Raw genomic sequence first — 25,238 nt, 5'->3', positions numbered from 1 at the left:
GAGGTTCTACTTTCGACATGTCTGCATAGGAATGTCATAGGGAGCATCACATGCGCGGTCTGCTGGGTTTCCTGCCCTGGATCGTCTACGCCGTCATCGCCACCGGCGACGAGTGGCGCTGGGGAGCCATCACCGGGCTCGTCATCGCGGTGGCGCTCGTCGCCGTCGACCGCCGGTCCGGCAAGGCCTGGGACGAGATCGTGATCGAGTCCAGCGCCGTGGTGTTCTTCGCCTGCCTCACGGTGCTGTCGCTGATCGATCCGCACTCGCCGCTCACGCCGTACGGGCCGGCCCTGGTCAACGTCTGGCTGGCGGGCACCGCCTGGGGGTCGCTGGCCATCCGCAAGCCGTTCACGCTGGGAATCGCGCGCACGATGGCCCCCAAGGAAGCCTGGGACTCTCCGCTGTTCCACCGGGTCAACGTGGTCATCACCGTGGCCTGGGCGTGCGCGTTCACCGTCGCCGCGGTCACCCTGACGCTGGTGCTCGCGGCCGCGCCGCACGCGACCGCGCTGGTCATCGCCGTCAAGGTGCTCAGCTTCGTCGTCCCGAGCGTCTTCACGGCCGTGTACCCGAAGGCCGTACGGGCCCGCGCGGGTGCCGCAGGGAACTAGGTGACCTCGGCTCTCAGCTCCGCCAGCAGTTCGCCCTGGTCGGCGAGCATGTCGGTGAGGATGCGCCGGGCGGCTCCGAGCAGATCTGCCAGCTCGGGCGTGGCCAGCGTGTAGACCACCGTGCTTCCTTCTCGGATTGCGCTGACGATTCCTGCCCTGCGTAGCACCGCCAGTTGCTGGGAGAGGCTGGACGCCTCGATGTCGATCTGGGCGAGAAGATCCCGTACGGGGAGCGGTCCTTCCTGGAGCAGCTCCAACACCCGGATGCGAGCGGGGTGGCCGAGCGTTCGGAAGAAGTCGGCCTTGGCCTGGTAGACCTCCACGTGCATAGTGTCAGACTAATCCAGCGCAGTTGCATAATTCTTCAAGTCGTAACGTTGTTGGATAGCATGACAGCGGGGACTAGGGAGTAGCCATGGGCCGAGGAAGAGCCAAGGCGAAGCAGACGAAGGTCGCTCGCCAGCTGAAGTACACCAACCACAACATCGACTATGACCGGCTTCGCGAGGAGCTGGGCGCCGACACGCGGCGCGACGAGATGCCCCCCACTACGGCGTCCGAGCAGGAGTCCGAACACGCGCGATGACGCGGGTCCGCTTCGCGGGGGCGAAGGTGACGTTCTTCAGCCGCCTGGCCTCCGGCGCCGGATCCGGTGCCGTGAGCTCCAGGCGGTGCAGCACCTCGCGGATGATGACCCGCATCTCCAGCAGTGCGAGCTGCGCGCCGACGCAGAAGCGCCGGCCGCCGCCGAACGGCATCCACGACCTGCTCTGCTGCCCGTCCAGGAAGCGTTCCGGCCGGAACTCGGCCGGTTCCGGGAAGGCCGACGGGTCGTGGTGCACCAGCGGGATCACCGGTCCCACGTACCATCCGGCGGGGATCTCGTAGCCGCCCAGCCGGAGCGGGGCGTCGAGCACCCTGGGCGCCTCGTAGACGACCGGCCGGACACGCAGGACCTCCTTGACCACCGCGTCGAGGTAGTCCTCGTCGTCCGGCAACCGGTCGAGCATCTCCCGGTCGCGTAGCAGCCGCTCGAAGGCCCACGACAGCCCGGTCGCGGTGGTCTCGTGCCCGGCCACGAGCATGGTGATCAGCTCGTCGCGTACCTCCTGGTCGGCCAGCTCGGTCTCCAGCAGCCTGCCCAGCACGTCGGTGCCGCCCGGCTCGGCGCGCCGGCGGGCGATCTCGTCGAACAGGATCTCGTCCACGGACGCGCGCAGCCGTACGAACCTGGCGTTGGGCAGGAACGGCACGCGTTCCATCACCTTCCGCAGGCTCGGCGGTGTCATCGCGACCGAGGGCGAACTGGCGACCTCCATCAGCTGCGGAACCAGCGCGCGCAGCCGGTCGAGCCGGGCGGCGTCGCGGATGCCGAACACCAGCCTGAGTATCACCTCCATGGTGATCTCCTGCATCCGCTCGCGGAGCGTGAACGGGGTGCCCAGAGGCCAGGTCGCGATCCGGTCCGCGGCGATGGACGCGATCTCGTCCCGGTAGCCGGCGACCTGCTTGGCCCGCAGCGGCGGGGTGACCAGCCGCCGGTGCCGCTGCCACGACTCGCCGTCCAGCGTGAGCACCGAGTGCGCGCCGACCAGCGGTTCGAGGAAGTCGCGCCGGGCCTGGCCGGCGCGCCCGCCGCCCTGGTCCAGCTGGTAGACCTGCTCGGCCAGCTCGCCGGTGGTGACGTAGACCTCGGGCGGGAAGCCGAGGTAACGCAGGGTGAAGATCGGGCCGTACTTCTCGTGGCAGCGCTCGAATGCGCGCGCCGGGTTCGTCAGGAACCATGCGGTCTGCACCAGTGCGGGCAGCCGAGGCCCGGGAGGGAGCATGTTCGCCTCCATGTAGATATACGTACGTCATATACGTTCGTCTACATCTGTACCATGGATCACGTGTCACGAACAGAGGCCCCCGGATACCGCGAACGGCTGCTGGCCGCAGCCGTCAGCTGCCTGCAGGAGAAGGGGTACGCCCGTACCACGGCCCGCGACCTGGTGGCCGCGTCCGGCACCAACCTGGCCTCCATCGGCTACCACTTCGGCGGCAAGGACGCGCTGCTCAACGAGGCCATCGCGGGCGCCTTCGACGCGTGGATCGAGCGCACCGAGCAGTCGATCTTCGGTTCCAACGTCGGCACGCCCAGGGAGATGCTGGAACGGGCCATGACGGCGTTGGTCGACGCGTTCGCGGAGATGCGTCCGATGCTCGTTCTGTGCGTCGAGGGCTACCCGGTCGCGCTGCGCGAGGCGGTGCTCCGCGAGAAGCTCGCCGCCGCGTACGCGCGGGGGCGGCAGGCGGGCGTCGACATGGTCAGGCGGGCCTGCGCGGAGCTCGGGATCGAGCCGCCGTTCGACGCCGAGGTGCTGGTGTCCGTGCTGATCGGGATCTCCGACGGGCTGATGATCCAGTGGCTGCTCGACCCGGCGAGCACGCCCGACTCCCGCCAGGTCGTGGACGCGCTCGCCGCCCTCTCCGCCTTCCTGGGGCCCGCCTGAGCACCGAAGCCGGGCCTCCCGCTGGAGGGTGTCACCGCTCGGTGGTGTGCGCGAGGACGGCCGCGGCCAGCTCCCCGTGCACCTGCGGCGGCAGCGTGTGCCCCATCCCCTCCACCATGAGCAGCTCGGCCCCCGGGATCCGCTCGGCGATGATCGCGCCGTGGCCCGGCTTGGCCGGTTCGCACGTGCCCTCGACGACCAGGGTCGGCGCCTTCACCCGGTGCAGCGCTCCCTCCGGCTCGAAGTCCGGGTCGGCGGCATGGGCCAGCCGGTGGTTGGCCAGCGCCGACAGGTCGCGGGCCCGCTCGTAGATCCGTTCCTGGAGCCGCCGCTCCTCGTCCTCGTCGAACGGCAGCGCCGTCCCGTGCAGGACGCGCGCCTCCGCGATCATCCGGTCGATCTGCTCGCGCCGGTTCGCGGGCGGCGGGCTGCTGATCACCTCGGTGAAGAACGCCACGAACTCGGGCGTCGGCGGCGGCAGGCTTCCCTCCGGCTGCGGCTGCCCCATCAACGCCCGCATCAGCACCTGCCCCTCGCGCTCGCCCAGCGGCGAGGAGCCGATCACGGTGAGGGTCCGCACCCGCTCGGGGTGCTCCACGGCGATCAGCTGCCCGAGCAGGCCGCCCGCCGAATGGCAGACGAGGTGCGCGCTGTCGAGCCCGTAGGCGTCGAGCACGCGCAGCACGTCGTCGCTGATGTCACGCCAGGTGTAGGGACGGGCGGCGAAGTCGATCGTGCCCGACCTGCCGATGTCGCGGTGGTCGTAGCGGATCACTCGGCGCCCGCCGGCGGCCAGCCGCCCGACGAACGCGTCCGGCCACAGGACGCCCTGCGACATCGAGCCCATCACCAGCAGGATCGGAGGGTGCGCGGGGTCCCCGAACTCCTCGGTCCAGAGTTCCACGCCGTCAACGTTGATCAGGTTCGTTTGCATGGCTCAACCTTCGCCGGTACGCGCGCCGGCGCCTTCCGTAGGACTACTGGCGTTCAAAGCAACCGGGCCAGTTCGGTACGGGACGTGATGCCGAGCTTCGGATAGATCTTGTACAGGTGGTACTCGACCGTGCGCGGGCTCAGGAACAGCTGCGCCGCCACCTCCTTGCTCGACGCGCCCTCCGAGACCAGCCGCGCGATGCGCAGCTCCTGCGGGGTCAGCGCGGCCAGCGCGTCGCTCTCCGGCCGCGCCGCCGACTCGCCCGCCGCCCGCAGCTCGCCGTGGGCGCGCCGAGCCCACGGTTCCGCGCCGAGCCGCTGGAACGCCTCCATCGCGCCCCGCAGGTGGGCCCGCGCCTGCCCGGGCTGGTGGGCGCGGCGCAGCCTCTCCCCGTACAGCAGGGACGTGCGCGCCCTCTCGAACGGCTCGCCGTGCAGGCGCAGCGCCTCCTCGAACAGTTCGGCGCCGCCGCCGACCAGCGCCCGGCACCGGGCGAGCAGCGCCCGCGCCTCGCTCGTCGCGGCGTCCGCCGACCACCTCTCCAGGCCCTCCAGCGCCGCGCGGGCCGCCTCCGGCTCGTCCGCCGCCACGGCCGCCTCCACCCGGTCGGGCGTGGAACGCCACACCACCGTCGGATGCCCGGCGCCCGGCCCCGCCTCCGTGATCGCGACGAACCGCGAGTGCGCCGCGGCGAACCGGCCCAGCCCGAGGTCCAGCATCGCCAGCGCGTAGGACGCCACCCCGGCCCGCAGGCCCACCCGGTGCGGGATCGCGATGGCCAGCGCCTCGTCCGCATGGCTCCGGCAGGCGTCCTCCTCGCCCCTGAGTGCCGCCACCACGGCGAGGTTCGCCAGATGCGCCGCCACCGAGTTGAGGTAGCCCGCCTCCCGGGCCAGCGTCAGCCCCTCCTCAGCGACGGCCGCGCTCTCGGCCAGCCGCCCCCGGATCCGTTCGGCCGTGGACACGAACTCCAGCACCACGGGAAGCTGCCCCACCATTCCCGACATCCTGGCCACCCGCCCGGCCCGGCCTGCCAGCTCGGCGGACACGTCCGCCTCACCCAGGTAACTGGCCGCCGCCGACGCCCACAGGAACTCGGCCGCCTCCCTCAGCTCTCCGGTTCGGGCCAGCGCCGCGCGCAACAGCTCGGCGCCGCTCCCGTCGTCCAGCATCGCCCCGATGCCGGCCACGACGTCCCGCAGGAACCCCGGCGCGAACGCCCGCGCCCGGCGGCCCAGCTCCACCATGGCGGCCACGTCGCCCACGTAGCTCGCGGCCTCGGACGCGTCGGCCACCATCGCCAGGCTCTCGCCCGACGCGAGGATGCGCATCGCCTCGGCGGCGTCTCCGGAGTTCAGCTCGAACCGCCCCCGCAGCTGCGCGATCTCCTCCAGCAGGCTCTCCCGCGAAGAGCCTGCTCTGGCGAGGTCGCGGGCGTCCGCGAGGAAGCTCTCCGCCTGCCCGGGGCGGCCGCCCAGCCAGGCCGCGACCGCGGCGTCCTTGAGGCGTTCGGCGCGCAGGGACGTGGCCGGGGTCAGTTCCGCCGATCGCGCGAGGGCCGTCGCCGCGTCGCCGAAGCCGCCTCGGGAGCGCGCTCCGGCCGCCGAGGCGGCCAGGGCGTCCGCCACCTGCGCGTCCTGGCCCACGGTGGCGGCGGCCAGGTGCCAGGCGCGCCGGTCGCCGTCCACCAGGTCGGCCAGGACGGTGTGCGCCCGGCGCAGCTCCACCGAGCTGGCGGAGGCGTGCACGGCCGACCTGACCAGCGGGTGCCGGAACCGGATCGCGGCCCCCGACACGCTCACCAGACCGGACGTCTCCGCCTCGTGCAGGGCGCCGGGGTCCGCGCCGAGGCGTTCCACCGCGCGCAGGACCAGGGCGAGGTCGGCGTCCAGCGCGGCGACCAGCGTGACCAGGCGGGCGTCACCGGACAGCCGCGCCACCTGCCGGCCGAAGAGCTGCTCGCCACCGGGGAGCGGGTCGGGCAGCGGGGCGCGTCCTGAGAGCTGCTCGGGGGTCAGCAACGCGGCCGTCTCGCGCAGGACGAGCGGGTTGCCGCCGGTCAGCGCCACCAGCCGGGCCCGCGTCCCCGCAGGCACCTCCACGACGGAGTCGAGCAGCTCCGCCGCGCTCTCCGCGTCCAGCCCGCCGACCCGCACCTCGACGACGTCTGGCTGCCCGCCCATGGCGGGGTGGGCGTCGCCCCGGACGGCCAGGATCAGGGCGACGCGTTCGGTTCGCAGCCGTCGGGCCGCGAACAGCAGCGCGTCGGCCGAGGCGCGGTCGAACCACTGGAAGTCGTCCACCAGGCAGAGCAGGCCGTCCCGCGCGGACGCCTCCACCAGCAGCGACAGCGCCCCGGCTGCCACCAGGAAGCGGTCCCCGGCCGGGGCGGCCAGGCCGAGCGCCCCCGACACGGCGTCACGCTGCGGTTTCGGGAGCGCGTCCAGGAGGCCGGTCACGGGGCGCAGGAGCTGGTGGAGCGCCGCATACGCCAGCCCGGACTCGGGCTCGGCGCCGCTCGCCCGCAGCACCCGAAGCGCCCCCGCCCTGGACGCCGCCAGGTCGAGCAGGGCCGACTTGCCGACCCCCGCCTCACCACGCAGCGCCAGGGCGCGCCCGTGGCCGGAACTCGCCGAGGAGATCAGGTCGTCGATCGCGGTGGTTTCCGCCGCTCTGCCATACAACACGGAGAACGAGGGTAGGCGGTGCTCCCGCCTGGGAGTGCCGTCAGGGCAGGAGTCGGCGGAGGTCGGCGAAGAGGCGGTCGGTGGCGGCTTCCGACTCCGGGTCGGCGTTCTGGACGAAGCCGTGCGCGAGGCCGGGCTCCTGCCGGTGGATCACCCGGACGCCCGCCTCGGCGAGCCGCCTGGCGTAGGCGTCGCCCTCGTCGCGGAGCGCGTCGTGCTCGGCGGTGACCATGAGCGCCGGCGGCAGCCCGGTCAGGTCCGGCACGAGCAGCGGGCTCACGCGCGGGTCCGCGCGCAGCACCGGGTCGGGGACCCACTGCTCGGTGGACCACGCCACGAAGTCGGCGTCGAGCCCGTAGCCCGTGCCCTTCTCCTTGATGCTGGGCTGCGACAGCGTCAGGTCGGTGTTGGGACATATCAGGACCTGCGCGGCGGGCAGGGGCTCGCCCGCGTCCCGCAGCAGCAGGCAGGCCATCGTCGCCAGATACCCGCCCGCGCTGTCACCGGCCACGGCGTCCGGCCTGGCCCAGCGGATCACCTCGGCCGCGTCCTCGATCGCCGCCGGGTAGGGGTGCTCGGGCGCCAGCCGGTAGTCGACCGCCAGCACCTCCACGTCGCACGCGCGGGCCAGGCGGCGGCAGGTCCTGTCGTGCGTGTCGAGGTCGCAGAACACCCACGCGCCGCCGTGCACGAACACCACCAGCGGACGTCTCCCCTCGGACGGCCGGTAGTGCCGCAGCGCCAGCCCCCCGGGCCCGGCGACGTCCGCCACGTCCGCCAGCTCGGGACCTCGGAGCCGGAGCCCGGCGCGCTTTCGGGAGTTTTCGCGCAGTTCGCGCAGGCTGGGAACGGTCACAGCCCGGAATTGTGCCGCACCCGCCCCCCGCCGGGCGAGCGATGGGTACGGCAAAGCTCTGCCTAAGTGAAGCGTGCCCGCCATTCGGGAGGGGGAGGTCCCGAGCTGGGTGTGCGTCGGCAAGGAGATCGACATGCGCGTAGGGATCGTGGGCTCCGGCAGGATCGGCTCGGCACTCGGCCGCCTGCTCGTGTCGGGCGGGTACGAGGTGCTCTTCAGCGCCGCGAGCCCCGGCAGCGCCGAGGCTGCCGCGAGCGCGGCGGGCGGTGGCGCGCGCAGCGGCAGCCCGATGGAGGCCGCCAGGTTCGGCGAGGTGGTGGCCATCGCGGTCGGGTGGGAGGCGTTCCCCGAGGTGGCCGAGGAGATCGGCGGCGCGCTCTCGGGCAAGGTGGTGATCGATCCCAGCAACCCGATCGCGGAACGCGACGGCAGGACGCTGGTGCTGGCCGTCCCCGACGGCCTGACCAGCCCCCAGTACCAGCAGCGGGTGCTCGGGCAGGACATCCGGCTGGTGCGCACGTTCAACACGAAGTTCTCCCACGAGCTGCTCGAGCTCGGGACGGCCGGCCAGCGGGGCGGGCCGCGCGCCGACATGCCGTACTGGGGCGACGACGACGCCAAGAAGTCCGTGGTGCCGCTGATCGAGGACGCCGGCTTCACCGCCATCGACGGCGGCGGCCTGGCCGAGGCCCTCTGACGCGGCGGCTAGGAGGCGCAGGTGTCGTGGGTGGCGTCGAAGCCCTTGAGCGCCTCGGAGTCGTCGGTGCGCAGGGGCTTCAGCCCCTTCCAGTCGTCGCCGATCACCAGCACCAGCCGCGAGGTCTGCGCGCCCGCCACCAGCTTGGGCGCGCCGGACAGCAGGTCCTTGGTCAGGGTCGGGACGCGGGTCTCGCCGTTCGGCGAGTAGAGGACCGTGGTCTTCGGGTACGGCTTGCGCGGCGCGTCGCCGATCTTGGTGATGTGGTAGCCGCGCTGCTCAAGCCCGGCCGCGACCTGGGTGCCGAGGCCGCTCCGGTAGGTGCCGTTGCGCAGCTCGATCTGCACCTTCGAGCGCGGCACCTTGGTCTGGCCGCCCTTGACCCCCTGCAGGCTGCGGTCGCCTGCGACGATCTGGAAGAGCCTGCCTGCCTGCGGCTGCACCCATTCGACCCGTCCGGGGTGGGTGAGGGAGTAGTGCCAGGGGGTGGTGATGAAGCGGATCTGCCCGGCGTTCAGCCCCTGGAGGCTTCCGGCGAGGTCCTTCATGACGCCGGGCGTCAGGTCGGGGTCGGTGGTGACGGCGCCGAGGCCCGCGTCGAGGAAGCCGATCAGCTTGGCGGGGTCGGTGAGCGTCTCGCCGCTCATCACCTTCTTCATCATGGACGCGATGAACATCTGCTGCCGCTGGATGCGTCCGATGTCGGAGCCGTCGCCGAGGCTGTAGCGGGCGCGGACGTACCCGAGCGCCTGCTCGCCGTTGACCGTCTGCCGCCCGGCGGCCAGGTGGAGCAGCGCCTTCTTGTCGTCGACCCGCTCCGGCAGGCAGATCTCCACGCCGCCCACCGCGTCGACCATGCTCTTGAAGCCGGTGAAGTCCACCTTCACGAAGTGGTCGATGCGGATGTGGGTGAGCGTCTCGATCGTCTTCCAGGTGCAGGCGATGCCGCCGGAGTTGAACGACTCGTTGATCATGCCGAGGTGCGGCTGCTGGCCCGGCAGGTTCCCCTTGGCGCGGCAGGCGGGGAGCTGCACCAGCGAGTCGCGCGGGAAGCTGATCACCATCGCGTTGTCGCGCTTGGACGACACGTGCGCGAGCATGATCGTGTCGGTCCGCTCGCCCGAGACGCGGTGCCCGTACTTGGCGTTCTTGCCGTCGCGCTGGTCGGAGCCGACGATCAGGACGTTCAGCGCCGTGCCCGCCACCTTGGGTGGCCGGGTCGCGCCGAGGTCGCCCGTGACGTCCTCGTGCTTCACGTTGGACAGCTTCACCCACACGCCGACCACCACGCCCGCCACCAGCAGCACCACGATCACCACGATCGCGATCACCCAGCGCAGCCAGCGCCTGCGGCCGCGGGGAGGGGCGTTCGGCGGCGAGGGGGGCGCGTCGACAACCACGTGACTCCCAAGGGGACGGGGCCGCGGGCCGCCGCCCATGGCCAAGAGGCCTCGCCGTACAGATCTCGGCCGGTTGGACGCGAGCGAGTCTACTGAGTCCGTGTATGCCCGGCGTAAGGATTCGGGATCACTCGGGCAGGGCGACCCGCAGCGACACCGCGCCGCGCAGGTCGAGCCAGGCGACGCCGGGGCCGCGCACCACGCGCAGCACGACCTCGTCGCAGCCGGGGCAGCGGGCCACCAGGCCGGGCTCGGGGCCGTAGACGCGCAGCCCGGCGACCGGCCCGGCGAGCCCGCAGCTCGCGCAGCGGCCGGTGGCGGCGGTGACGTCCACGGCGAAGATCTCGCCGAGCGGCCCGGCGAGGACGTTGCCGTCGAGGTGTTCCATGGTCATGTCAGCCTCCGGTGGGGCCGAAGCGTTCGGTCCTGATGCGGCCGGCCTGGTGGCCGAGAGTGAGCAGCAGGTCGGCCGCGGCCTCGACGAAGCCCGTCGGGCCGCAGACGTAGCAGTCGGGCGCGAAGTCGGCGGGCCAGCCGCCTTCGGCGAGGTCGTCCAGCATGAGCCGGCCCGGGCCGCGCGGCCAGCCGTCGGGCACGCTCCTGGTGTAGAGGTAGGTGACGTCCAGTCCGGGCTCCGGGCGGCGCAGCTCGTCGGCGTAGTAGCGACGGGACGGGTCGCGCAGCGAGTACAGCAGCCGGAACGGGACCTTCGCGCCCGCCCGGCGACGGGCGCGGATCATGGCCATCAGCGGCACGACGCCGGAGCCGCCGCCGACCAGCAGCACGGGCACCGCGGACCCGGGCCGCCAGACGAACCAGCCGCCCACCGGCCCGCGGATCTCCACCTCGTCGCCCACCTCGATGACCTCGGTCAGGTACGGCGACACCTCGCCGTCGGGCACCCGTTCCACGGTGAGCTCGACCACCTCGCCGTCGGGCGGCGCGGCCAGCGAGTAGCTGCGCTGAGCGCTGTAGCCGTCCTCGGCGGTCAGCCGCACGTCCACGTGCTGGCCCGGCAGGTGACCGGACCAGCCCGGCACCTCGAACCGCAGCGTGCGGGCCGTGGCGGTCTCGTCGCGGACCCCGGTCAGCCGGGCCGCCCGCCAGGTCAGGCGCGCCACCTAGTCGCCCTCGTAACGCTGCTCGCGCCACGGGTCGCCGTAGTTGTGGTACCCGGCGGTCTCCCAGAAGCCCGGCCAGTCCTCATTGAGCAGCCGGATGCCGCGCACCCACTTGGCCGACTTCCAGAAGTACAGGTGGGGCACCAGCAGCCGGGCGGGCCCGCCGTGGACGGGCGCGAGGTCGTCGCCGTCGTAGCGGTGCACGAGCCACGCCTTGCCGTCGAGCAGATCCTCCAGCGGCAGGTTGGTGGTGTAGCCGCCGTAGGAGTGGATGAGCGCGTACTCGGCGGCGGTCTCGACCTCCTCGAACAGGACGTCGAGCGAGACGCCCTCCCAGCTGGTGTCGAGCTTGGACCATTTGGTGACGCAGTGGATGTCGACCGTCGGGGTCTCGCTCGGCAGGGCCGTGAACTCCTGCCACGTCCAGCGGTGGGTCTGCTCGTCCTCGGTGTCGATGGCGAACTCCCAGCGGTCGAGCGGGACCCGGGGGGTCGGCCCGGCCGAGAGCACGGGGAAGTCGTCGACCAGGTACTGGCCTGGGGGCAGCCGCTCGTCGCGTCCCCGGGAACGGCCGCGGAAGCCGCGCGAAACGATGGCCACGAACTCCTCCTCCAGTGATGCCCCCTCAACGACGTACGGCATACCCACAAATGGTGATATGTGTCCTGGACGTCAGGTGGCCTGGGTGAGGAGGGCGTCGAGGTCGGCGGGTTCGGCGGTGCCCCCGGCGGCCAGGACGGTGCCCGACCCGTCCGTCACCACGGCGTACGGCGGCCACGGGACGCCGTTGCGGTCGAAGACCTCCGGGTCGATCACCAGGGGCAGCGTCATGGCGTGCCCGGCGAGGTACGCGCGGACGGCGTCCTCCTCGGCGGCGCTCACCAGGACGACGTCCACGCGGCCTGAGGCGGCGGCGAAGGCCGGGAGCATGGCGCTGCAGAGCCCGCACGCGGGCGAGATCAGCGCATAGAGGACACGGTCGCCGGCCGGTTCCGGCGCCCGCACGGCGAAGCGGGTGCCGGGGCGCGGGCCGTACGTCCGGGCCTTGACGGCGCGGGGCAGCAGGAGGGCCAGGCCGAGGAGGAGCGCCCCCACCAGCAGGTGGACCGGCGTGAACGTCGACGGGCCCGCCACGGCGGCCATCGCCGCCAGCGCCAGCAGCAGGCCGGTGCGCGCCAGCGTGCGGGCGCCGACGAGGTCTCCGCCGCCGAAGCAGCCGCAGTCGACGCTGAGCCCGCGCCGCACCACGGAGACCATCGCGACCAGGAACACCACGAACAGCGCGGCCGCCAGCAGAGCCCCCCAGCGCCGCGTGGCCGGGATGGCGAGCAGCCCGGCTGCGACCAGCTCGGCGGCGACCACCAGGCCCGCGACCGGGGGCGTCAGCCGGTCGCGCAGCAGACCGTAACCCGCGATGTCGGCGGCGAACGCGCGCAGGTCACGCGCCTTGCCCACCGCCGCGAACCCCAGCACCGCCACCAGCGCCACGTACGCCGACGCCATCAGAACCACAGCGCCGTCTTCGGGAAGGAGCGCGGTCACGTGACCGCCTGCCGGTCGGCCGACGCCGTCAAGAACCACGGGACCCCGCTTTCGGAGGGCGGATCGGTCACGTGACCGCCTCCCGGTAGGCCGACGCCTGGAGGCTGTAGAGGTCGGCGTAGAGGCCGTCGCGCTCCATGAGCTCGGCGTGCGTGCCCTGCTCGGCGACCCGGCCGTGGTCCAGGACGTAGATGCGGTCGGCGAGCCGGACGCTGGCCAGCCGGTGCGTGATGAGGACGATCGACCGGCCGTCGGCGTGCTGGCGGATGCGCTCGAACAGCGCGTGCTCGGCCCGCGCGTCCAGGGCCGAGGTGGGCTCGTCGAAGATGACCAGCGCCGCGTCGCGGTAGAACCCGCGCGCCACGGCGATGCGCTGCCACTGCCCGCCCGACAGGTCGTGCCCGCCGCGGAAGCGCCGGTCGAGCAGCGAGTCGTAGCCCTGTGAAAGCTCGGCGACCACCTCGTCGGCTCCGGCGGCGGCCGCCGCGTCGGCCAGCCGCTCCTCGTCGAGGGGGCGTCCCATGAGGATGTTCTCGCGGACGGTGAGCGGCCACCGGGTGTGGTCCTGCGCGATCACCGAGACGAGCCTGCGCAGGTCCAGGTCGGCGAGGTCGGCGCCGTCCCAGTGGATCGTCCCCGACTGCGGCCGGTACAGGCCGGCCAGCAGCTTGGCGAGCGTGGTCTTGCCCGACCCGTTCTCGCCGACCAGCGCGATCACCTCGCCCCGGTTCACGGTGACGCTGACGCCGTTCAGCGCCGGACGGCTCGCCCCCGGGTAGCTGAACGTCACCTCGTCGGCGGACAGGCGGGCGAAGGCGGCCACGGCCTTGCCGGCGGCCGGCTGGACCCGCGTCGCGGCCAGTTCCTGGAAGGCCAGGTAGTCGCCGAAGTAGAGGCCGGCCTCGTACAGCCGGTTCATGGTCTGCACCAGCGCGGTGAGCGAGGTCTGACCGGCTCTGATGGCCAGCACGGCGGCTCCTGCCACCGCGAGCGGGACGACGCCGACCGCGAGCAGCGCGCCGAGCGCGACGTAGACGGCGACGGTGGCCACGCCGGTCAGCAGGTCGCCGGTCGCCTTGGTGACGGTCTTGCGGCGCGCGACGTCGAGCTGGACGTCCTGCTCCAGGTCGGCGACCTTGCCGTACTGGCCGAGCAGGAAGTCGCGCAGCGCGAACGCCCGCACCTCGGCGGCGGGCAGCCGCTCCGCCATCAGGTCCGACAGCATGAACTTGCGCCGCCGCGCGGCCGACAGCCGGTAGAAGGCCTGGTAGCCGAGCCGCGCGGTACGCACCGCGGCCCAGCTCGCGGGCACCGCCGTGACCAGCAGCAACGGCATGAGCGCCGGGTGCAGGACGCCGAGCGCCACCGCGGAGGCCAGCACGCCGACGGCCCCGGTGAGCACGGCGATGGTGGACTCGACCACGGTGGCGGTGTCGGGCACGCCGTTGTCGCGGGCCCGTCGCATCGCGTTGTGGAACTCGTCGTCGTCGAACGCCGCCAGCTCCACCCGGGTGGTCAGCTCGAACAGCCGTGTCTCGGCCAGCCGTTCGACCTGCGGCTTCAGTCGTGCCTGAGCCCAGCCGGCGGCGGTCAGCAGCGCGCCGCGCAGCCCGGCGGCTCCCGCGACGAGCGCCAGGGACGGCAGCGCGGCCCGCACGCGTTCCGGGGTGGGGCCGGCGTCGAAGAGCGAGGCGAGCACGTCGGAGGTGGCCACCAGCCCGTAGACGGTGAAGACGCCGGCGGCGAGGTTGCCGGCCAGGGCGATCACGGTGTCGCGCGGCCCGGCCTGCCACGCCATCCGCAGCGCGGACGCCACCAGGTACGGCAGCCGGCGGGCGATCCTGCCGAGGCTCGCCGTCAGGAGTTCCTCGTCGTGACTCTGCCAGTACGCGACGGCCAGCCCTGAACTGTCCGCTGGAACGCTCGGGGGCCGCTTCGGCCAAAGCCTCATGTGGGGGACGGGATGGGCCGGATCACCCCGCCAATCTAAGCGACCGATGTTTGCGTGTAAAGGACGGTGTAAACGGAATTGTCAGCGTTCCTGGCGGCTACTTCGGAGGGTGGCGACAGGTTACAGATCGCGTATGGACACGGCGAAGACGATATGCACATAATGCCACCGTTTGAACCACGACAAGGGATTCTCGTCGTGGTCAGGGCGCGGGTAACGGCGCTTATCAGTGCCGTCCCAGGCTCAAGTCCCCCATCTGACCGTCCACAGACGGTCGAGGAAGGAGCCCTCATGTCCGTGCTTGCGCTGGAGCCCCGTGACGCCGGTGTGCTCGAGTTCGAGGACCTTGTCGTCGACTTCGAAGGTGAACTGTCCGCGCTGCTCCATGGCCCGCAGGCCTGTGTCAACACCTGCAAGCGCACTGTCTGCAGCAGCTTCCCCTGCTGCCCCTCCATCGTCTGACTCTTGCTGAAGCGCGCGTGATGCGCGCGGCGGAAAGGCCATCGGTGCGACTTCCGGTGGCCTTTTCTTAAAACGCCTGTTCGTCCGGGTCAGAGGGGTCGTTTTCGTTGGACGTGAATGTGCTCGGCAGTCTTACCCGATTTGCCGAGTTGAATAGTAGGGAAATCTACGAGGACGACACCTGGATCAGCGTTCACGATCCGCGTTTCGAAATCCCCAACCAAGGCTGGAAACTGCACGTCTCCGCCCGTCCGGGAACGCTGGCTGACACCCTCGACCGCGTCCTGCCCTTGCTGGCCGCCGCCACCTGCGACTTCAAGGTGGCCAGTTCGCTCAGGATGCTCGCCGAGCTCAACTCGGGCGACCTCGACGCGGGAGCCGTGGGCAAGGCCATCACCGTCTACCCGCCGCAGGACGCCATCGTCCAGCTCGGCCACGCGCTGGCCGACGCGCTGAAGGGGCTGGCCGCGCCGCGGATCGTCAGCGACCGCCGAGTGCGCCATGACGCGCCCGTCTACTACAGGTACGCCCCCTTCGCCCCCCAGTACCGCGTCGACGACAACGGCGACTTCGAGCTCGTCCTGATCGGCCCCGACGGGGAGCACCTGCCCGGCGCGGCGGGCCCCGAGTACACCTGCCCGCCCTGGGCCGAGGACCCCTTCCGCCCCGCCACCCCGACGCCCGTCCAGACGGTGGCGGAGACGGTGGCGGAGACGGCGTCGGGAGAGGAGCCGCCCGCACGGCTGATCGGCAACCGCTATCGGGTGACGTCCGGTGTCGTGCGCGGCCCGCGCGGCAACGTCTACCGGGGCACCGACGCCACCGGCAGGCAGGTGGTGGTCAAGGAGGCCCGCGCGTACGTGGGCGAGCAGGCCGAGGGCTGGGACCTGCGCATGTACCTCCGCAACGAGCTGCGCATCCTGCGCGCGCTCGACGGCGTCGAGGGCGTCCCGATCCCGGTCGACCACTTCAGGCACGGCGAGGACGAGTTCCTCGTCATGACCGACGCCGGAAGCCTCGACCTCAACAGGTACGTCGGCGAGCAGGGCCTGTTCACCGACGGGGGAGCCGAGCGGAACCTCGCCACCCTCGCGAACGGCATCCTGGACGTGCTGGACGCCGTGCACGCGCACGGCGTCGTCGTGCGGGACCTGTCGCCCAAGAACGTCGTGCTCGGCGAGGACGGCCGCTGCACCCTCATCGACTTCGGCAACAGCAGGTACGACGGCCTGCAACTGCCCGGCTGGACCCGCGGTTACAGCGTCCCCGACCAGCAGACGGGACGGCCCTCGGAGCCCGCCGACGACTACTTCTCGCTGGGCGCCACCCTGTTCTTCGCGGCCGCCGGGATGAACCCGATCATGATCGACCCGGACCCCTTCCGCAACCTCGAACTCACGCTGCTCTGCCTGGCACGGATGTTCCCCGGCGTCACCACGGGCATCCGGGGCCTGCTGCCGCGCCTGCTCAGCCTGGACCCCGAGGAACGCGCCGACGCCGTCGCCGACATCCGAACCGGGCGGCAGGGCCGTCCGTCGCCGGCCCCGTCCGGCGTGCGGTTCACCGGTGACCTGCTCTCGCGCGTCCTCGACCACACCACCCGCCAGTGCGTCCGCTTCGCCGAGGGCCTGATGGACGGCCCCGCCGACGCCCGCCGATCGAGCCCGCCCGTGACCAACGTCTACGGCGGCTCGGCCGGGGTGGGCATGGAGCTGCTGCACCACCCCGAGGCCAAGGCGGTCGCCGCCGACCTCGCGCGCTGGACCGCCCGCGTCATGCCACCCACGAAACTGCCCCCCGCGCTCTACTTCGGCCGCACGGGCACGGCACTCTTCCTCGCCGCCGCCAGGCTGACCGCCGTCCCGGAACTGGAGGCCCAGCAGCCGATCACCCTGGACGGCCGGCAGCGCGCCGACCAGGCGCACGGCGTCGCCGGGATCGGCTCGGGGCACCTGGCGCTGGCGGCCCTGGAGCAGGACCCGCGCCATCTCCAGGTGGCGGCCGAGTGCGCCAGGCTGCTCGTCGCCGGGGACGTCACCGACTCCGAGGACGCGGTGGCGCCCGCCCAGCCCGGCTCCGGCGTGTCCGTCGAGGCGGGCTACGCCCACGGCGCGTCGGGCTGCGCGGACTTCCTGCTCTCCTTCCACGAGGTCACCGGCGACCAGGAGGCGGGAGAGGCGGCCAGGGAGCGCTTCGAGTCGCTCGCCGCCGAGGCCGAAACCATGATCGCCGACCTGGCGGGGCCCGACGCCCGGCCGATGGGCGCGTCCTGGTGCCAGGGACTGTCCGGCATGGTGAGCGCGTTCGCCCATGCCGCGCGGGCCTACGGCGACGACCGCTACCTGGACCTGGCGGAGCGCGGCGCCCGCGCCGGCCTGGCCATCGCCCCGCAGGCGTGGGTGGTCTCACAGTGCTGCGGGCTGGCGGGCATCGGCGAGGCGCTGATAGACCTGGGCATGATGACGGGGGACGACGTCCACTGGCGAGGCGCCGAGGAGGTTGCCGAACTCATGCTGATACGCAGCGGCGGAACGCCCACCGCGCCCCTCTTCCCCGGGAACGACCTCACCGAGGCCGGTTTCACGTGGAGCACGGGCGCGTCCGGGGTGCTGTCCTTCCTCCGGCGCCTCGACCGCCGCTCCGGCGCCCGGATGTGGACGGCGGGCTGGCGGCTGCCCGGATAGCGCCCATGGCAGCCCCTGCGGTGGAACGCCGCACCATCGACGTCATCCCCGACGAGGAGCGGCACGGCTCGCCGCGCAACCAGTTCACGCTCTGGTTCGGGGCGAACATGCAGATCACCGCGATCGTCGACGGCGCGCTCGCCGTCGTCTTCGGCGCGGACGCCCTGTGGGCCATCCCGGCGCTGCTGATCGGCAACGTCGCGGGCGGGACCGTGATGGCCCTGCACTCCGCCCAGGGGCCGCGCCTGGGCCTGCCGCAGATGATCTCCAGCCGGGCGCAGTTCGGCGTGTTCGGCGCGGTGCTGCCGCTCGTGCTGGTCGTGCTGATGTACCTCGGGTTCGCGGCGACGGGGAGCGTGCTGGCCGGGCAGGCGGTCGGCCAGATCCTGCACGTCCCCGCGACGTTCGGGATCCTCGTCTTCGGCGTGCTGACCGCGGTCGTGGCGGTGACGGGCTACCGGCTCATCCACGCCATGGGCCGGGTCGCGACCGTGGTGGGCGTCATCGGTCTCGGGTACCTCGGGGTCGCCCTGCTCCTCAAGTACGACATTTCGCAGTTCGTCGGCAGGAAGCCCTTCGACGTGGTGACGTTCCTGCTGGCGGTCTCGCTCGGCGCGGGATGGCAGCTCACCTTCGGCCCCTACGTCGCCGACTACTCCCGCTACCTGCCCCGCGACACCCCCGAGCGGGCCACGTTCTGGGCGACCTTCCTCGGCAGCGTGATCGGGTCGCAGTGGGCCATGACGCTGGGCGCGCTCATCGCCGCCGTCTCGGGCAAGGCGTTCGTCGCCGACCAGGTGGGCTTCGTCGGCGAGCTGGCCGGGCCCGCGGTCGTCGCGCTGCTGATCTACATCGTGATCGTGGTGGGCAAGCTGACCGTCAACTGCCTCAACGCCTACGGCGGCTTCATGTGCGTCCTGACCACCGTGACCGCCTTCACCGGCCGGTCGAGGATCTCGCCCGTCGCCCGCGCGCTCTACATCGTCACGTTCACCGCGGTCTCGGTGGCGATCGCGGTGCTGGCGAGCGCCGACTTCCTGGACAATTTCAAGAACTTCGTCCTGGTGCTGCTGACGGTGTTCACCCCGTGGAGCGCCGTCAACCTGATCGACTACTACCTGATCTCCCGCGAGCGGGTGGACGTGCCCGCGCTGTACGACCCCGACGGCAGGTACGGCCGGTGGAACGCCGCGGCGCTGACCTGTTACGTCGTCGGCGTCGTCGTCCAGATCCCGTTCATGGCCCAGAAGCTCTACACCGGGCCGGTCACCGAGTTGCTCGGCGGCGCGGACATCTCCTGGATCGTCGGGCTGAGCGTGACCGCGGCCCTCTACTACCCGTGGGCCCGCCGCACCAGCAGGCCGCCGGCCGAGATGATCTACCCGGCCTGAGCCGCTCAGCGGCCGGACTGCTCGTCACACCAGGGAAGGCGGCCGTCGATCGCAACCGGTTCGGCCTGATGGCGGCCGAACTCGCTTTCAACAGGCGTTATCGAATCCAGCCACCAGCGGTTCAAAAGGTGATATAGGCGATAAAACTGGTCAGGCTTGCGTGCGGCTTCAACGGCCTCTTCGTACTCGGCGAGAAAAAGCGGTCGCCGTTCTTTCGGGAGTGCTTGAAGGATGGCCTGTGGGTCGAAGCGGGGGTAATCGACAGGCTTGTTCGTCACGCCGCCACTGTACTCGCGCGGCATCGCCCCGCCACCCGGATCCGTGCTACCTGCTGACACTTTTCCCGTCACCCGAGGTGAAGTGCCGCTTCTGCGGGGATTTCGGCATATTGCCAGCTGCGAGGGGGTAGTGTCGCGATATTTCACGCTTAATGAGGGGTGGCGCGGTTTGTCGTGTCGTTTCGGTATTGATCGGCGCCCTGGCTAGCCGGTGGTCGCCATTCGGCTGATTCCCCGTCCTCGCGTCGTCCAATCCCCATGCGGACGTGTGCGATATTCCCAGACCTCCGCGTTCCCGCTTTCAGCGGATTGCCGCGGGAGTAATCTCCCCTTGCGATCAGTAGCCGCCGGGGGGCGTGCGCGGCGCCCAGCGACGTCCCCAGGCCAGAGTTCAGTCGAGGAGACGGCGCAATGGCGACAGACAACTCCACCGCTGCCCGGCAGCCGCTGACCGGCGATCACCTCGACCGGTTCCTGCGCGCGCTGGCCGACGCCGCGGAGCAGGCCCTGGCCGCGCAGGCCGACGCCGTGCGGAACTACCGCGAGCTGGCGGCGGCCGAGCAGCGCAACCGCGCGGCGCAGGGCGGCGCGCCCGAGGGGCTGCGGCTCGACCCGCCGGCCTCGCTCACCACCCAGCGGGTCCTGCTCGCCGAACGGCTCGTCGACCAGCACGAGACGACGGCCAGGGCGTTCGTCGCGTGGTGGGCCGACGTGGCGGTCTGCGCGGTGGAAGCCGTCCTCACCGGAACGCCCCTGAGCCGGGGCCGGGCCGCGGCGGCCGACCCGTCCTCGTGCATGGAGCCCGACGTCCTCGCCTGCCTTCCGCCCGTCCCCGACCACGACCGCCGCCTCGCCGAACTGGCGCTGCGCATGGAGGAGGACCGGATGCGCCAGGACGGCCTGCCTCCCGCGGGAGCGCGGGAGCACGCCGCCGACATCGGCCTGACCACCCGCCCCGCCCCCGGAGGCGGCTACGCCCTGGTCGAGGACGGAACCCCGGAGGCCCGCCGCCGACGCCTGTGGGGGCAGATGTGGCGGGAGCACAGCATGCCGTCGCTCCCGCAGACCGACGACCTGCTCCACGCCCTGACCGCCGCCGGCGCGCCCCCGTCGGTCGTCGCCGCCGTCAGGGAGGTGTCCGAGGCGGTCGACTCCGCCCTGGCCGCGAAGGCCCGCGCCATCATGCTCAACGACCAGCTGGAGGACGAGCCGCCGGAGGACACCGCGCGCTACGACGACCTCATCGAAGCCCTGTGGAAGCAGGCGGACGAGCTCCCCACCCTCCTCACCGCCTATGCCCGCGTCCTCACCACCCACCTCCACACGTTGCGCCCCCCGCGCTGAGGCCGCCCGCGTGAACCGGCTCCGTCGCGTACACGCGCGAGGCGCCGGTCGCTGTCGCGCGTGATAATGCATCCGTGATCGAATACTCCAGGCGATTATTCCTCCAGCTCAGCGGGGTCGCCGTGGCTGGAGCGGCGCTTGCGTCGCCGCCGGGCCGGGACGGTTCGTTCGCCCTGCTGCGCCGCCAGTGGCGGGACGTGACGGCGGGCGCGCGGTTCGACGCGGCGGCGGAGCCGTACCGGACGCGGCTGGCGAGGCTGGGCGCCATCGCGGACGGGCACCGGAAGTCCATGGCCCCGACCGGCACCTCGCTCTGGCCCGGCCTGAAGTTCCCCTCCTTCACCGAGACTCCGGCGCGACTGCTGGCCATGGCCCGCGCGTACGTCCTGCCGGGAACCGGTCTGACCGGCGACGCGAGGCTGGCCAAGGCCGTCGCCGCAGGCATCGACCACTACCGGCGCCAGGTGTACGCCGCCGGTGCCGACCCTGACGGCAACTGGTGGAACTGGCAGATCGGCACCCCCAGGAAGCTCCTCGACGCGGCCGTGCTGATCGGCCCGCACCTGGCAGCGCAGCAGGGCAGAGCCTTGCGGGACGCGGTGGACCACTTCGTCCCCGAATGCCGACTCGACGACTACAGCGGCACCAGCACCGGCGCCAATCGGGTGGACCTGTGCACGGTGATGCTGCTGCGCGCCATCCTCGGGTCGGACCCGGGGAAGGCCGAACTGGCCGCCTCGGCGCTCTCCCCGGTCTTCCGCTACGTCTCCGAAGGCGACGGGATCTACCGGGACGGATCGTTCCTCCAGCACACGTCCGTCCCCTACCAGGGCGGGTACGGGGTGGTGCTGCTGTCGGGCCTGGCGACGCTGTTCGCGGTGTTGCGCGGTTCGCCGTGGGAGGTCACCGACCCGAACCGGCAGGTCGTCCTCGACATGGTGGAGCGGTCGTTCGCGCCGTTCGTCCACGACGGCTTCTGCATGGACCTCGTCAGCGGGCGGGGGATCGGCCGGGAGCCGTACGGCGACCACAGGCGGGGGCGCGCGATCGCCGCCGCGATCCTGCTGCTGGGGGAGTCGGCCTCCGCCGCCGAGCGGGCCCGCTGGCAGGGCATGGTCAGGGGGTGGGCGGCGCGCGACACCCACAGGCCCATGCTCAGCGCGGCCGAGGGCGGCGACCTGGGATTCCACGCCCGCCTCGCCGCGATCATGGAGGACGACGCGCTCAGCGCGTCCGCCGAACCCACCGGGCACCGGCTGCTCGCGATGAGCGCCCGCGCCGTACACCGCAGGCCGGGCTGGTGCGCGGGGCTCAGCATGGCGTCCTACCGGATCGGCCACTACGAGCACGGCAACGGCGAGAACCCGCGCGGCTGGCACACCGGCTCGGGGATGCTCTACTGGTGGGCCGAGGGCCACGGCGACCAGTACTCCGACTCGTTCTGGCCCACGGTCGACCCCTACCGGCTGCCGGGCACGACCGTCTCCACCCGGCGGCTGGCCGACGGCGCGGGCGAGGGGTGGGGCGCCACCTGCCCGCCCGGCCGCTGGGTCGGCGGCGCCACCGACGGCAGGTACGCGACCGTCGGCCAGCACCTGAACGGTTTCCAGAGCACGCTGGAGGCCTTCAAGTCGTGGGTCTTCCTCGACGACGCGGTGGTCTGCCTGGGCGCCGGGATCACCAGCCAGGACGGCGTCCCGGTCGAGACCGTCGTGGACAACCGCCGGACGGGCGCGCTCCTCACCGTGGACGACGAGGCGGGCTGGGCGCACCTGGAAGGGCACGGCGGCTACGTCCTGGGCGACGGCGCCCTCCTGCACACGCTGCGTGAGGAGCGCACCGGCGGCTCGCCCGCGGTGACGCGGAGCTACGTCACCCTCTGGCTCGACCACGGCGTCGATCCCGGTTCGGCCGGATACGTCTACCTGCTGCTGCCGGGCGCGAGCCTGGGCGAGACCCGGGCCCGCGCCGCCGACCCCGGCTGGGCGCGCGTGCTCGCCAACACCGCCCGCCAGCAGGGCGTCCGGGTGCCGTCGCTCGGGATCACCGCCGTCAACTTCTGGGACGACGGCGCGGTCGGCGGCCTGTCGGCGTCCGCGCCGTCGGCGGTGCTCGTCAGGGAACGCGGCGACGGCACGGCCACGCTGACCGTGTCGGACCCTCGGCGCGACCTGAACGAGCTGACCGTGACCTGGGATCGGCCGGTGGCCGAGGTGCTCCGGGGGCACCCGCTCCTGGTGAGCGCCGCGACCGGCGCGAAGCTCACCCTCGTCTTCGGCAGGCTGGCGGACCGGGGCGGCAGCTCGAAGACGATCACTGTTCGGCTCGCCTAGCAAAGGCGGCATGGTTCGATGAAGCACGAAATATCGCCGCGATACCGTCAGCTCCATGCAACAAGTCGTGGAATCGCGGATGGATAGGCGGGCGCTCGTCGCCGCCGGCGTGACGGTCGTGCTGTGGGCGTCGGCCTTCGTGGCCATCCGCAGCGCCGTGGAGTCCTACTCTCCCGGCGCGTTGGCTCTGGGGCGGCTGCTGGTCGGCGCGCTGACGCTCGGTGTCATCCTCGTCGTGCGAGGCGAGGGCTGGCCCGCGCGTAAGGCGTGGCCCGGGATCGCCGTGTCGGGAGTGTTGTGGTTCGGCGTCTACATGGTCGCTCTCAACTGGGGCGAGCAGGAGGTCGAGGCGGGCACCGCCGCGATGATCGTCAACATCGGGCCGCTGTTGATCGCGTTGCTGGCCGGCTGGTTCCTGCACGAGGGCTTCCCCCGCAAACTGCTGGTCGGCATGGCCGTCTCGTTCGCCGGCGCGGTGGTCGTGGGGATCTCCAAGTCCGGGGGCGGCGCCTCCTCGATCCTGGGTGTGGGCCTGTGCGTGCTGGCCGCCCTGTCCTGGGCGGTGGCCATCCTGGCGCAGAAGCCCGCGCTGCGGCACGCTTCCGCGTTGCAGGTGACGACCTTCGGCTGCGCGATCGGGGCGATCGCCTGCCTGCCGTTCGCCGGGCAACTGGTGAACCAGGTGGCCCAGGCGCCGCCGGCGGCGACGCTGAACGTCGTCTTCCTCGGTGTCTTCCCGACCGCGCTGGCCTTCACCACCTGGGCCTACGCCCTGGCCAGGACGACGGCGGGCAACATGGGCGCCACCACGTACCTCGTCCCCGCGCTGGTGGTGCTGATGTCGTGGGCGCTGCTCGGTGAGATTCCCGGCTGGCTCACCTTCGCCGGAGGCGCCCTCTGTCTGGTCGGAGTCGCCATCTCCAGGCGCAAGTGACGCCGCCGGTCTTCCCTCTCAGCCCAGTTCGCCCCTCGGCCCAGTTCGGCCTCAGCCCTGGGCGCGCCCGGCCCGCGGATGAAGTTATACGCTGAGTCACTTCTCTTTACTCAACGTGATGTAATGTGAATGTGTGATCGTGGGCTCGCAGGTCGGCCGCCTGGCGCGTCATCGCCGGGCTCCGGGGGCGTTGCTGGCCCTGCTCGCACTGATCACGATTCACTTCGGGCTGTGGGCTCCCGACTGGCGCGGCGCAAGCTCCTCGGCGGGCGGCACGGTCGCCGTCCAGGTGGCGTCGCAGCCGAATGTCCTGCCCCTCACTCTTGGGCCGGTGGCGGCTGCGAGCAGGTGCTCGGCGCTGCCCCCGGGGCACAGTCACCCGCTCGCGCCCGGCACCAGTCACGCCTGCCGGAGCCTCAGCGCCCGTCCCGCCAAGCTGCTGGCCGGGAGGGGCGGGCTGGTCGGCTGCCTGCTCGTGCTGCTCTGGCTGGTGGCGGCCTGCCCGCCTCCCGCGCGTCGGCGCGCGGGCGCTCTGGCCGCCGTCCCTGCCGGAACGCCGCTGCTCAGCCGTCTCTGCGTCTGCCGCACCTAGGACGACCCGGCGTCGAGCCGGTGTCTGGCCGCGTGCGTCAACTCGGCCATCCTGGTCACGTGGGCGAAACCGCCCGTGAACGGGGCTGTCCGGCCACGCCTTCTGCGATCTGTTGATCACGTCATGGATCCAGGAGCGAAGTCCCATGCGCGAGATGCACATCTTCACCGAGACGTGGGTGTTCCGGTGCCTCTGCTGCCGCGAGACCTGGCAGGACGCCTACGAGGCGCACGACGGCGGCAACGTCGTCGTCTGGCTCCGCGGTGGCGTCCCCGCCATGCCGCCGTGGAGCGAGCCGTCCTGTCACCGGTGCCGCAGTCTGTCCGTCCAGGCGCTGCTGGGTGTCACCCGCCCGGCTGACGGCCCGCCGAGCCCACGTCCCGCCTGCGAAGCGGCCGAGGACTGACACCGTGCGCATCCCCTTCGGCTTGACGGTGACGGTATTGATCCACTTATGCTCCAAATGTGAAGAGTTCTTCAGATAGCCAGGTGGCGTCGATCGACGGATGCGCGGTCCGAGTGGTGAACGCCGAGCGGGTCGCGGCGGTGTGCGCGCGCATGCCCGCCGAGACCGATGTGGTCGACACCGCGGACGTGTTCGGGCTGCTGTCCGACCCCGGCCGGCTCCGCGTGCTGATGGCGCTGCTCGAGGGCGAGCTGTGCGTGTGCGACCTGGCGGTGGTCAGCGGGCTGAGCGAGTCGGCGACCTCGCACGCGCTGCGGCTGCTGCGCGCGCATCGGGTGGTGTCGGTGCGTCGCGACGGGCGGATGGCCTACTACCGGCTCAACGACGCGCACGTACGGATGCTCCTCGACCTGGCTATCGCGCACACCGAGCACACCGACGCCATCCACCCGGAAAGAGGCCAGGAGCCGACCCCGTAGGGGCGCGTGTCGCGAACGGGCGGCACTGTGTACATTTG

25 protein-coding genes are annotated in these 25,238 nt (G+C 72.0%); 13 read left to right on the top strand and 12 right to left on the bottom strand.

The features are described 5' to 3' along the window. The first annotated feature begins 50 nt into the window (after window positions 1-50). On the top strand, window positions 51-614 hold the full coding sequence (locus tag ABT294_RS10900) for a hypothetical protein (RefSeq protein WP_350805057.1): 564 nt from the start codon (window positions 51-53) through the stop codon (window positions 612-614). On the opposite strand, the gene ABT294_RS10895 is transcribed toward ABT294_RS10900, so the two are convergent. Continuing rightward, entirely contained in the window at window positions 611-943 is a 333-nt protein-coding gene (locus tag ABT294_RS10895; protein WP_043615149.1) for an ArsR/SmtB family transcription factor, read from the bottom strand. The two genes, ABT294_RS10900 and ABT294_RS10895, sit on opposite strands and share 4 nt — an antisense overlap. A gap of 86 nt (window positions 944-1,029) precedes the next feature. On the opposite strand from ABT294_RS10895, the gene ABT294_RS50830 reads away from it, so the two are divergent. Beyond that, window positions 1,030-1,200, top strand: a complete 171-nt coding sequence (locus ABT294_RS50830; RefSeq protein WP_502912006.1) for a DUF3073 domain-containing protein — start codon at window positions 1,030-1,032, stop codon at window positions 1,198-1,200. Here ABT294_RS50830 and ABT294_RS10885 read toward each other — a convergent pair. Next, the gene (locus ABT294_RS10885; RefSeq protein WP_350805056.1) at window positions 1,163-2,443 is read right to left on the bottom strand and encodes a cytochrome P450; all 1,281 of its coding nucleotides are present in this window, start codon (window positions 2,441-2,443) and stop codon (window positions 1,163-1,165) included. The two genes, ABT294_RS50830 and ABT294_RS10885, sit on opposite strands and share 38 nt — an antisense overlap. Window positions 2,444-2,506: 63 nt before the next feature. Here ABT294_RS10885 and ABT294_RS10880 point away from each other — a divergent pair, with 63 nt between their 5' ends. Then, the gene (locus ABT294_RS10880; protein WP_350805055.1) at window positions 2,507-3,109 is read left to right on the top strand and encodes a TetR/AcrR family transcriptional regulator; all 603 of its coding nucleotides are present in this window, start codon (window positions 2,507-2,509) and stop codon (window positions 3,107-3,109) included. Window positions 3,110-3,140: 31 nt separating this feature from the next. On the opposite strand, the gene ABT294_RS10875 is transcribed toward ABT294_RS10880, so the two are convergent. The 3 genes from ABT294_RS10875 to ABT294_RS10865 are packed head-to-tail and all read right to left on the bottom strand — an operon-like array spanning window position 3,141 to window position 7,586. Then, entirely contained in the window at window positions 3,141-4,043 is a 903-nt protein-coding gene (locus tag ABT294_RS10875; RefSeq protein WP_350805054.1) for an alpha/beta fold hydrolase, read from the bottom strand. 53 nt (window positions 4,044-4,096) lie between these two features. After that, window positions 4,097-6,730, bottom strand: coding sequence for an ATP-binding protein (locus tag ABT294_RS10870; RefSeq protein ID WP_350805053.1), 2,634 nt, complete (start codon window positions 6,728-6,730; stop codon window positions 4,097-4,099). Window positions 6,731-6,770: 40 nt separating this feature from the next. Beyond that, window positions 6,771-7,586 carry an alpha/beta hydrolase gene (locus ABT294_RS10865; protein WP_350805050.1) on the bottom strand — a complete coding sequence of 272 codons (816 nt, stop codon included), beginning with the start codon at window positions 7,584-7,586 and terminating at the stop codon, window positions 6,771-6,773. Window positions 7,587-7,719: 133 nt separating this feature from the next. On the opposite strand from ABT294_RS10865, the gene ABT294_RS10860 reads away from it, so the two are divergent. Next, entirely contained in the window at window positions 7,720-8,283 is a 564-nt protein-coding gene (locus ABT294_RS10860; RefSeq protein ID WP_350805049.1) for an NADPH-dependent F420 reductase, read from the top strand. A gap of 8 nt (window positions 8,284-8,291) precedes the next feature. On the opposite strand, the gene ABT294_RS10855 is transcribed toward ABT294_RS10860, so the two are convergent. From ABT294_RS10855 to ABT294_RS10830, 6 genes are all read right to left on the bottom strand, one after another. Further along, window positions 8,292-9,683 carry an LCP family protein gene (locus ABT294_RS10855; RefSeq protein ID WP_350805048.1) on the bottom strand — a complete coding sequence of 464 codons (1,392 nt, stop codon included), beginning with the start codon at window positions 9,681-9,683 and terminating at the stop codon, window positions 8,292-8,294. A gap of 127 nt (window positions 9,684-9,810) precedes the next feature. Then, window positions 9,811-10,077 carry a DUF6510 family protein gene (locus ABT294_RS10850; RefSeq protein WP_350805047.1) on the bottom strand — a complete coding sequence of 89 codons (267 nt, stop codon included), beginning with the start codon at window positions 10,075-10,077 and terminating at the stop codon, window positions 9,811-9,813. Window position 10,078: 1 nt separating this feature from the next. Further along, the gene (locus ABT294_RS10845; protein WP_350805045.1) at window positions 10,079-10,804 is read right to left on the bottom strand and encodes a ferredoxin reductase; all 726 of its coding nucleotides are present in this window, start codon (window positions 10,802-10,804) and stop codon (window positions 10,079-10,081) included. After that, window positions 10,805-11,404 carry a sulfite oxidase-like oxidoreductase gene (locus ABT294_RS10840; RefSeq protein WP_350805167.1) on the bottom strand — a complete coding sequence of 200 codons (600 nt, stop codon included), beginning with the start codon at window positions 11,402-11,404 and terminating at the stop codon, window positions 10,805-10,807. It abuts the gene before it with no gap. A 72-nt stretch (window positions 11,405-11,476) separates the two neighbouring features. Then, window positions 11,477-12,346 carry a MauE/DoxX family redox-associated membrane protein gene (locus tag ABT294_RS10835; RefSeq protein WP_350805044.1) on the bottom strand — a complete coding sequence of 290 codons (870 nt, stop codon included), beginning with the start codon at window positions 12,344-12,346 and terminating at the stop codon, window positions 11,477-11,479. Window positions 12,347-12,413: 67 nt separating this feature from the next. After that, complete coding sequence (locus ABT294_RS10830; protein ID WP_350805043.1) at window positions 12,414-14,297, bottom strand: ABC transporter ATP-binding protein; 1,884 nt, start codon at window positions 14,295-14,297, stop codon at window positions 12,414-12,416. A 291-nt stretch (window positions 14,298-14,588) separates the two neighbouring features. Here ABT294_RS10830 and ABT294_RS10825 point away from each other — a divergent pair, with 291 nt between their 5' ends. The 3 genes from ABT294_RS10825 (at window position 14,589) to ABT294_RS10815 (ending at window position 18,834) form a co-directional block, all read left to right on the top strand. Beyond that, window positions 14,589-14,759 carry an SflA family class IV lanthipeptide gene (locus ABT294_RS10825; RefSeq protein ID WP_350805042.1) on the top strand — a complete coding sequence of 57 codons (171 nt, stop codon included), beginning with the start codon at window positions 14,589-14,591 and terminating at the stop codon, window positions 14,757-14,759. Window positions 14,760-14,908: 149 nt separating this feature from the next. Then, window positions 14,909-17,443, top strand: a complete 2,535-nt coding sequence (gene lanL / locus ABT294_RS10820; protein ID WP_350805041.1) for a class IV lanthionine synthetase LanL — start codon at window positions 14,909-14,911, stop codon at window positions 17,441-17,443. A 5-nt stretch (window positions 17,444-17,448) separates the two neighbouring features. Next, window positions 17,449-18,834, top strand: a complete 1,386-nt coding sequence (locus ABT294_RS10815; RefSeq protein WP_350805040.1) for a purine-cytosine permease family protein — start codon at window positions 17,449-17,451, stop codon at window positions 18,832-18,834. Between the two features lie 5 nt (window positions 18,835-18,839). On the opposite strand, the gene ABT294_RS10810 is transcribed toward ABT294_RS10815, so the two are convergent. Then, window positions 18,840-19,112 carry a DUF6247 family protein gene (locus tag ABT294_RS10810; protein WP_350805039.1) on the bottom strand — a complete coding sequence of 91 codons (273 nt, stop codon included), beginning with the start codon at window positions 19,110-19,112 and terminating at the stop codon, window positions 18,840-18,842. A gap of 411 nt (window positions 19,113-19,523) precedes the next feature. Here ABT294_RS10810 and ABT294_RS10805 point away from each other — a divergent pair, with 411 nt between their 5' ends. The 6 genes from ABT294_RS10805 (at window position 19,524) to ABT294_RS10780 (ending at window position 25,200) form a co-directional block, all read left to right on the top strand. Next, window positions 19,524-20,456, top strand: a complete 933-nt coding sequence (locus tag ABT294_RS10805; protein WP_350805036.1) for a hypothetical protein — start codon at window positions 19,524-19,526, stop codon at window positions 20,454-20,456. Between the two features lie 74 nt (window positions 20,457-20,530). Then, the gene (locus ABT294_RS10800; protein WP_350805035.1) at window positions 20,531-22,789 is read left to right on the top strand and encodes a polysaccharide lyase 8 family protein; all 2,259 of its coding nucleotides are present in this window, start codon (window positions 20,531-20,533) and stop codon (window positions 22,787-22,789) included. Window positions 22,790-22,844: 55 nt separating this feature from the next. Continuing rightward, window positions 22,845-23,723, top strand: coding sequence for a DMT family transporter (locus ABT294_RS10795; RefSeq protein WP_350805034.1), 879 nt, complete (start codon window positions 22,845-22,847; stop codon window positions 23,721-23,723). A 133-nt stretch (window positions 23,724-23,856) separates the two neighbouring features. After that, window positions 23,857-24,315, top strand: a complete 459-nt coding sequence (locus tag ABT294_RS10790) for a hypothetical protein (protein ID WP_350805033.1) — start codon at window positions 23,857-23,859, stop codon at window positions 24,313-24,315. 145 nt (window positions 24,316-24,460) lie between these two features. Continuing rightward, complete coding sequence (locus tag ABT294_RS10785; RefSeq protein WP_350805032.1) at window positions 24,461-24,721, top strand: hypothetical protein; 261 nt, start codon at window positions 24,461-24,463, stop codon at window positions 24,719-24,721. A 59-nt stretch (window positions 24,722-24,780) separates the two neighbouring features. Further along, window positions 24,781-25,200, top strand: coding sequence for an ArsR/SmtB family transcription factor (locus ABT294_RS10780; protein WP_350805031.1), 420 nt, complete (start codon window positions 24,781-24,783; stop codon window positions 25,198-25,200). Window positions 25,201-25,238: the final 38 nt, after the last annotated feature.

The sequence above is a fragment of the Nonomuraea sp. NPDC000554 genome (genome assembly GCF_040300065.1).
In the GTDB taxonomy this organism is placed as follows: Bacteria; Actinomycetota; Actinomycetes; order Streptosporangiales; family Streptosporangiaceae; genus Nonomuraea.
Note: the sequence above shows the minus strand (reverse complement) of the source record. Positions and strands in the feature narration are given on the sequence as shown.

What these genes read in the sequence shown, in the direction of transcription:
- ABT294_RS10885 (WP_350805056.1), bottom strand. Translation starts at nt 2,443, where the DNA reads ATGCTCCCTCCCGGGCCTCGGCTGCCCGCACTGGTGCAGACCGCATGG.
- ABT294_RS10795 (WP_350805034.1), top strand. Translation starts at nt 22,845, where the DNA reads ATGCAACAAGTCGTGGAATCGCGGATGGATAGGCGGGCGCTCGTCGCC.
- ABT294_RS10875 (WP_350805054.1), bottom strand. Translation starts at nt 4,043, where the DNA reads ATGCAAACGAACCTGATCAACGTTGACGGCGTGGAACTCTGGACCGAG.
- ABT294_RS10900 (WP_350805057.1), top strand. Translation starts at nt 51, where the DNA reads ATGCGCGGTCTGCTGGGTTTCCTGCCCTGGATCGTCTACGCCGTCATC.
- ABT294_RS10895 (WP_043615149.1), bottom strand. Translation starts at nt 943, where the DNA reads ATGCACGTGGAGGTCTACCAGGCCAAGGCCGACTTCTTCCGAACGCTC.
- ABT294_RS10785 (WP_350805032.1), top strand. Translation starts at nt 24,461, where the DNA reads ATGCGCGAGATGCACATCTTCACCGAGACGTGGGTGTTCCGGTGCCTC.
- ABT294_RS10850 (WP_350805047.1), bottom strand. Translation starts at nt 10,077, where the DNA reads ATGACCATGGAACACCTCGACGGCAACGTCCTCGCCGGGCCGCTCGGC.
- ABT294_RS10825 (WP_350805042.1), top strand. Translation starts at nt 14,589, where the DNA reads ATGTCCGTGCTTGCGCTGGAGCCCCGTGACGCCGGTGTGCTCGAGTTC.
- ABT294_RS10830 (WP_350805043.1), bottom strand. Translation starts at nt 14,297, where the DNA reads ATGAGGCTTTGGCCGAAGCGGCCCCCGAGCGTTCCAGCGGACAGTTCA.
- ABT294_RS50830 (WP_502912006.1), top strand. Translation starts at nt 1,030, where the DNA reads ATGGGCCGAGGAAGAGCCAAGGCGAAGCAGACGAAGGTCGCTCGCCAG.
- ABT294_RS10805 (WP_350805036.1), top strand. Translation starts at nt 19,524, where the DNA reads ATGGCGACAGACAACTCCACCGCTGCCCGGCAGCCGCTGACCGGCGAT.
- ABT294_RS10860 (WP_350805049.1), top strand. Translation starts at nt 7,720, where the DNA reads ATGCGCGTAGGGATCGTGGGCTCCGGCAGGATCGGCTCGGCACTCGGC.
- ABT294_RS10815 (WP_350805040.1), top strand. Translation starts at nt 17,449, where the DNA reads ATGGCAGCCCCTGCGGTGGAACGCCGCACCATCGACGTCATCCCCGAC.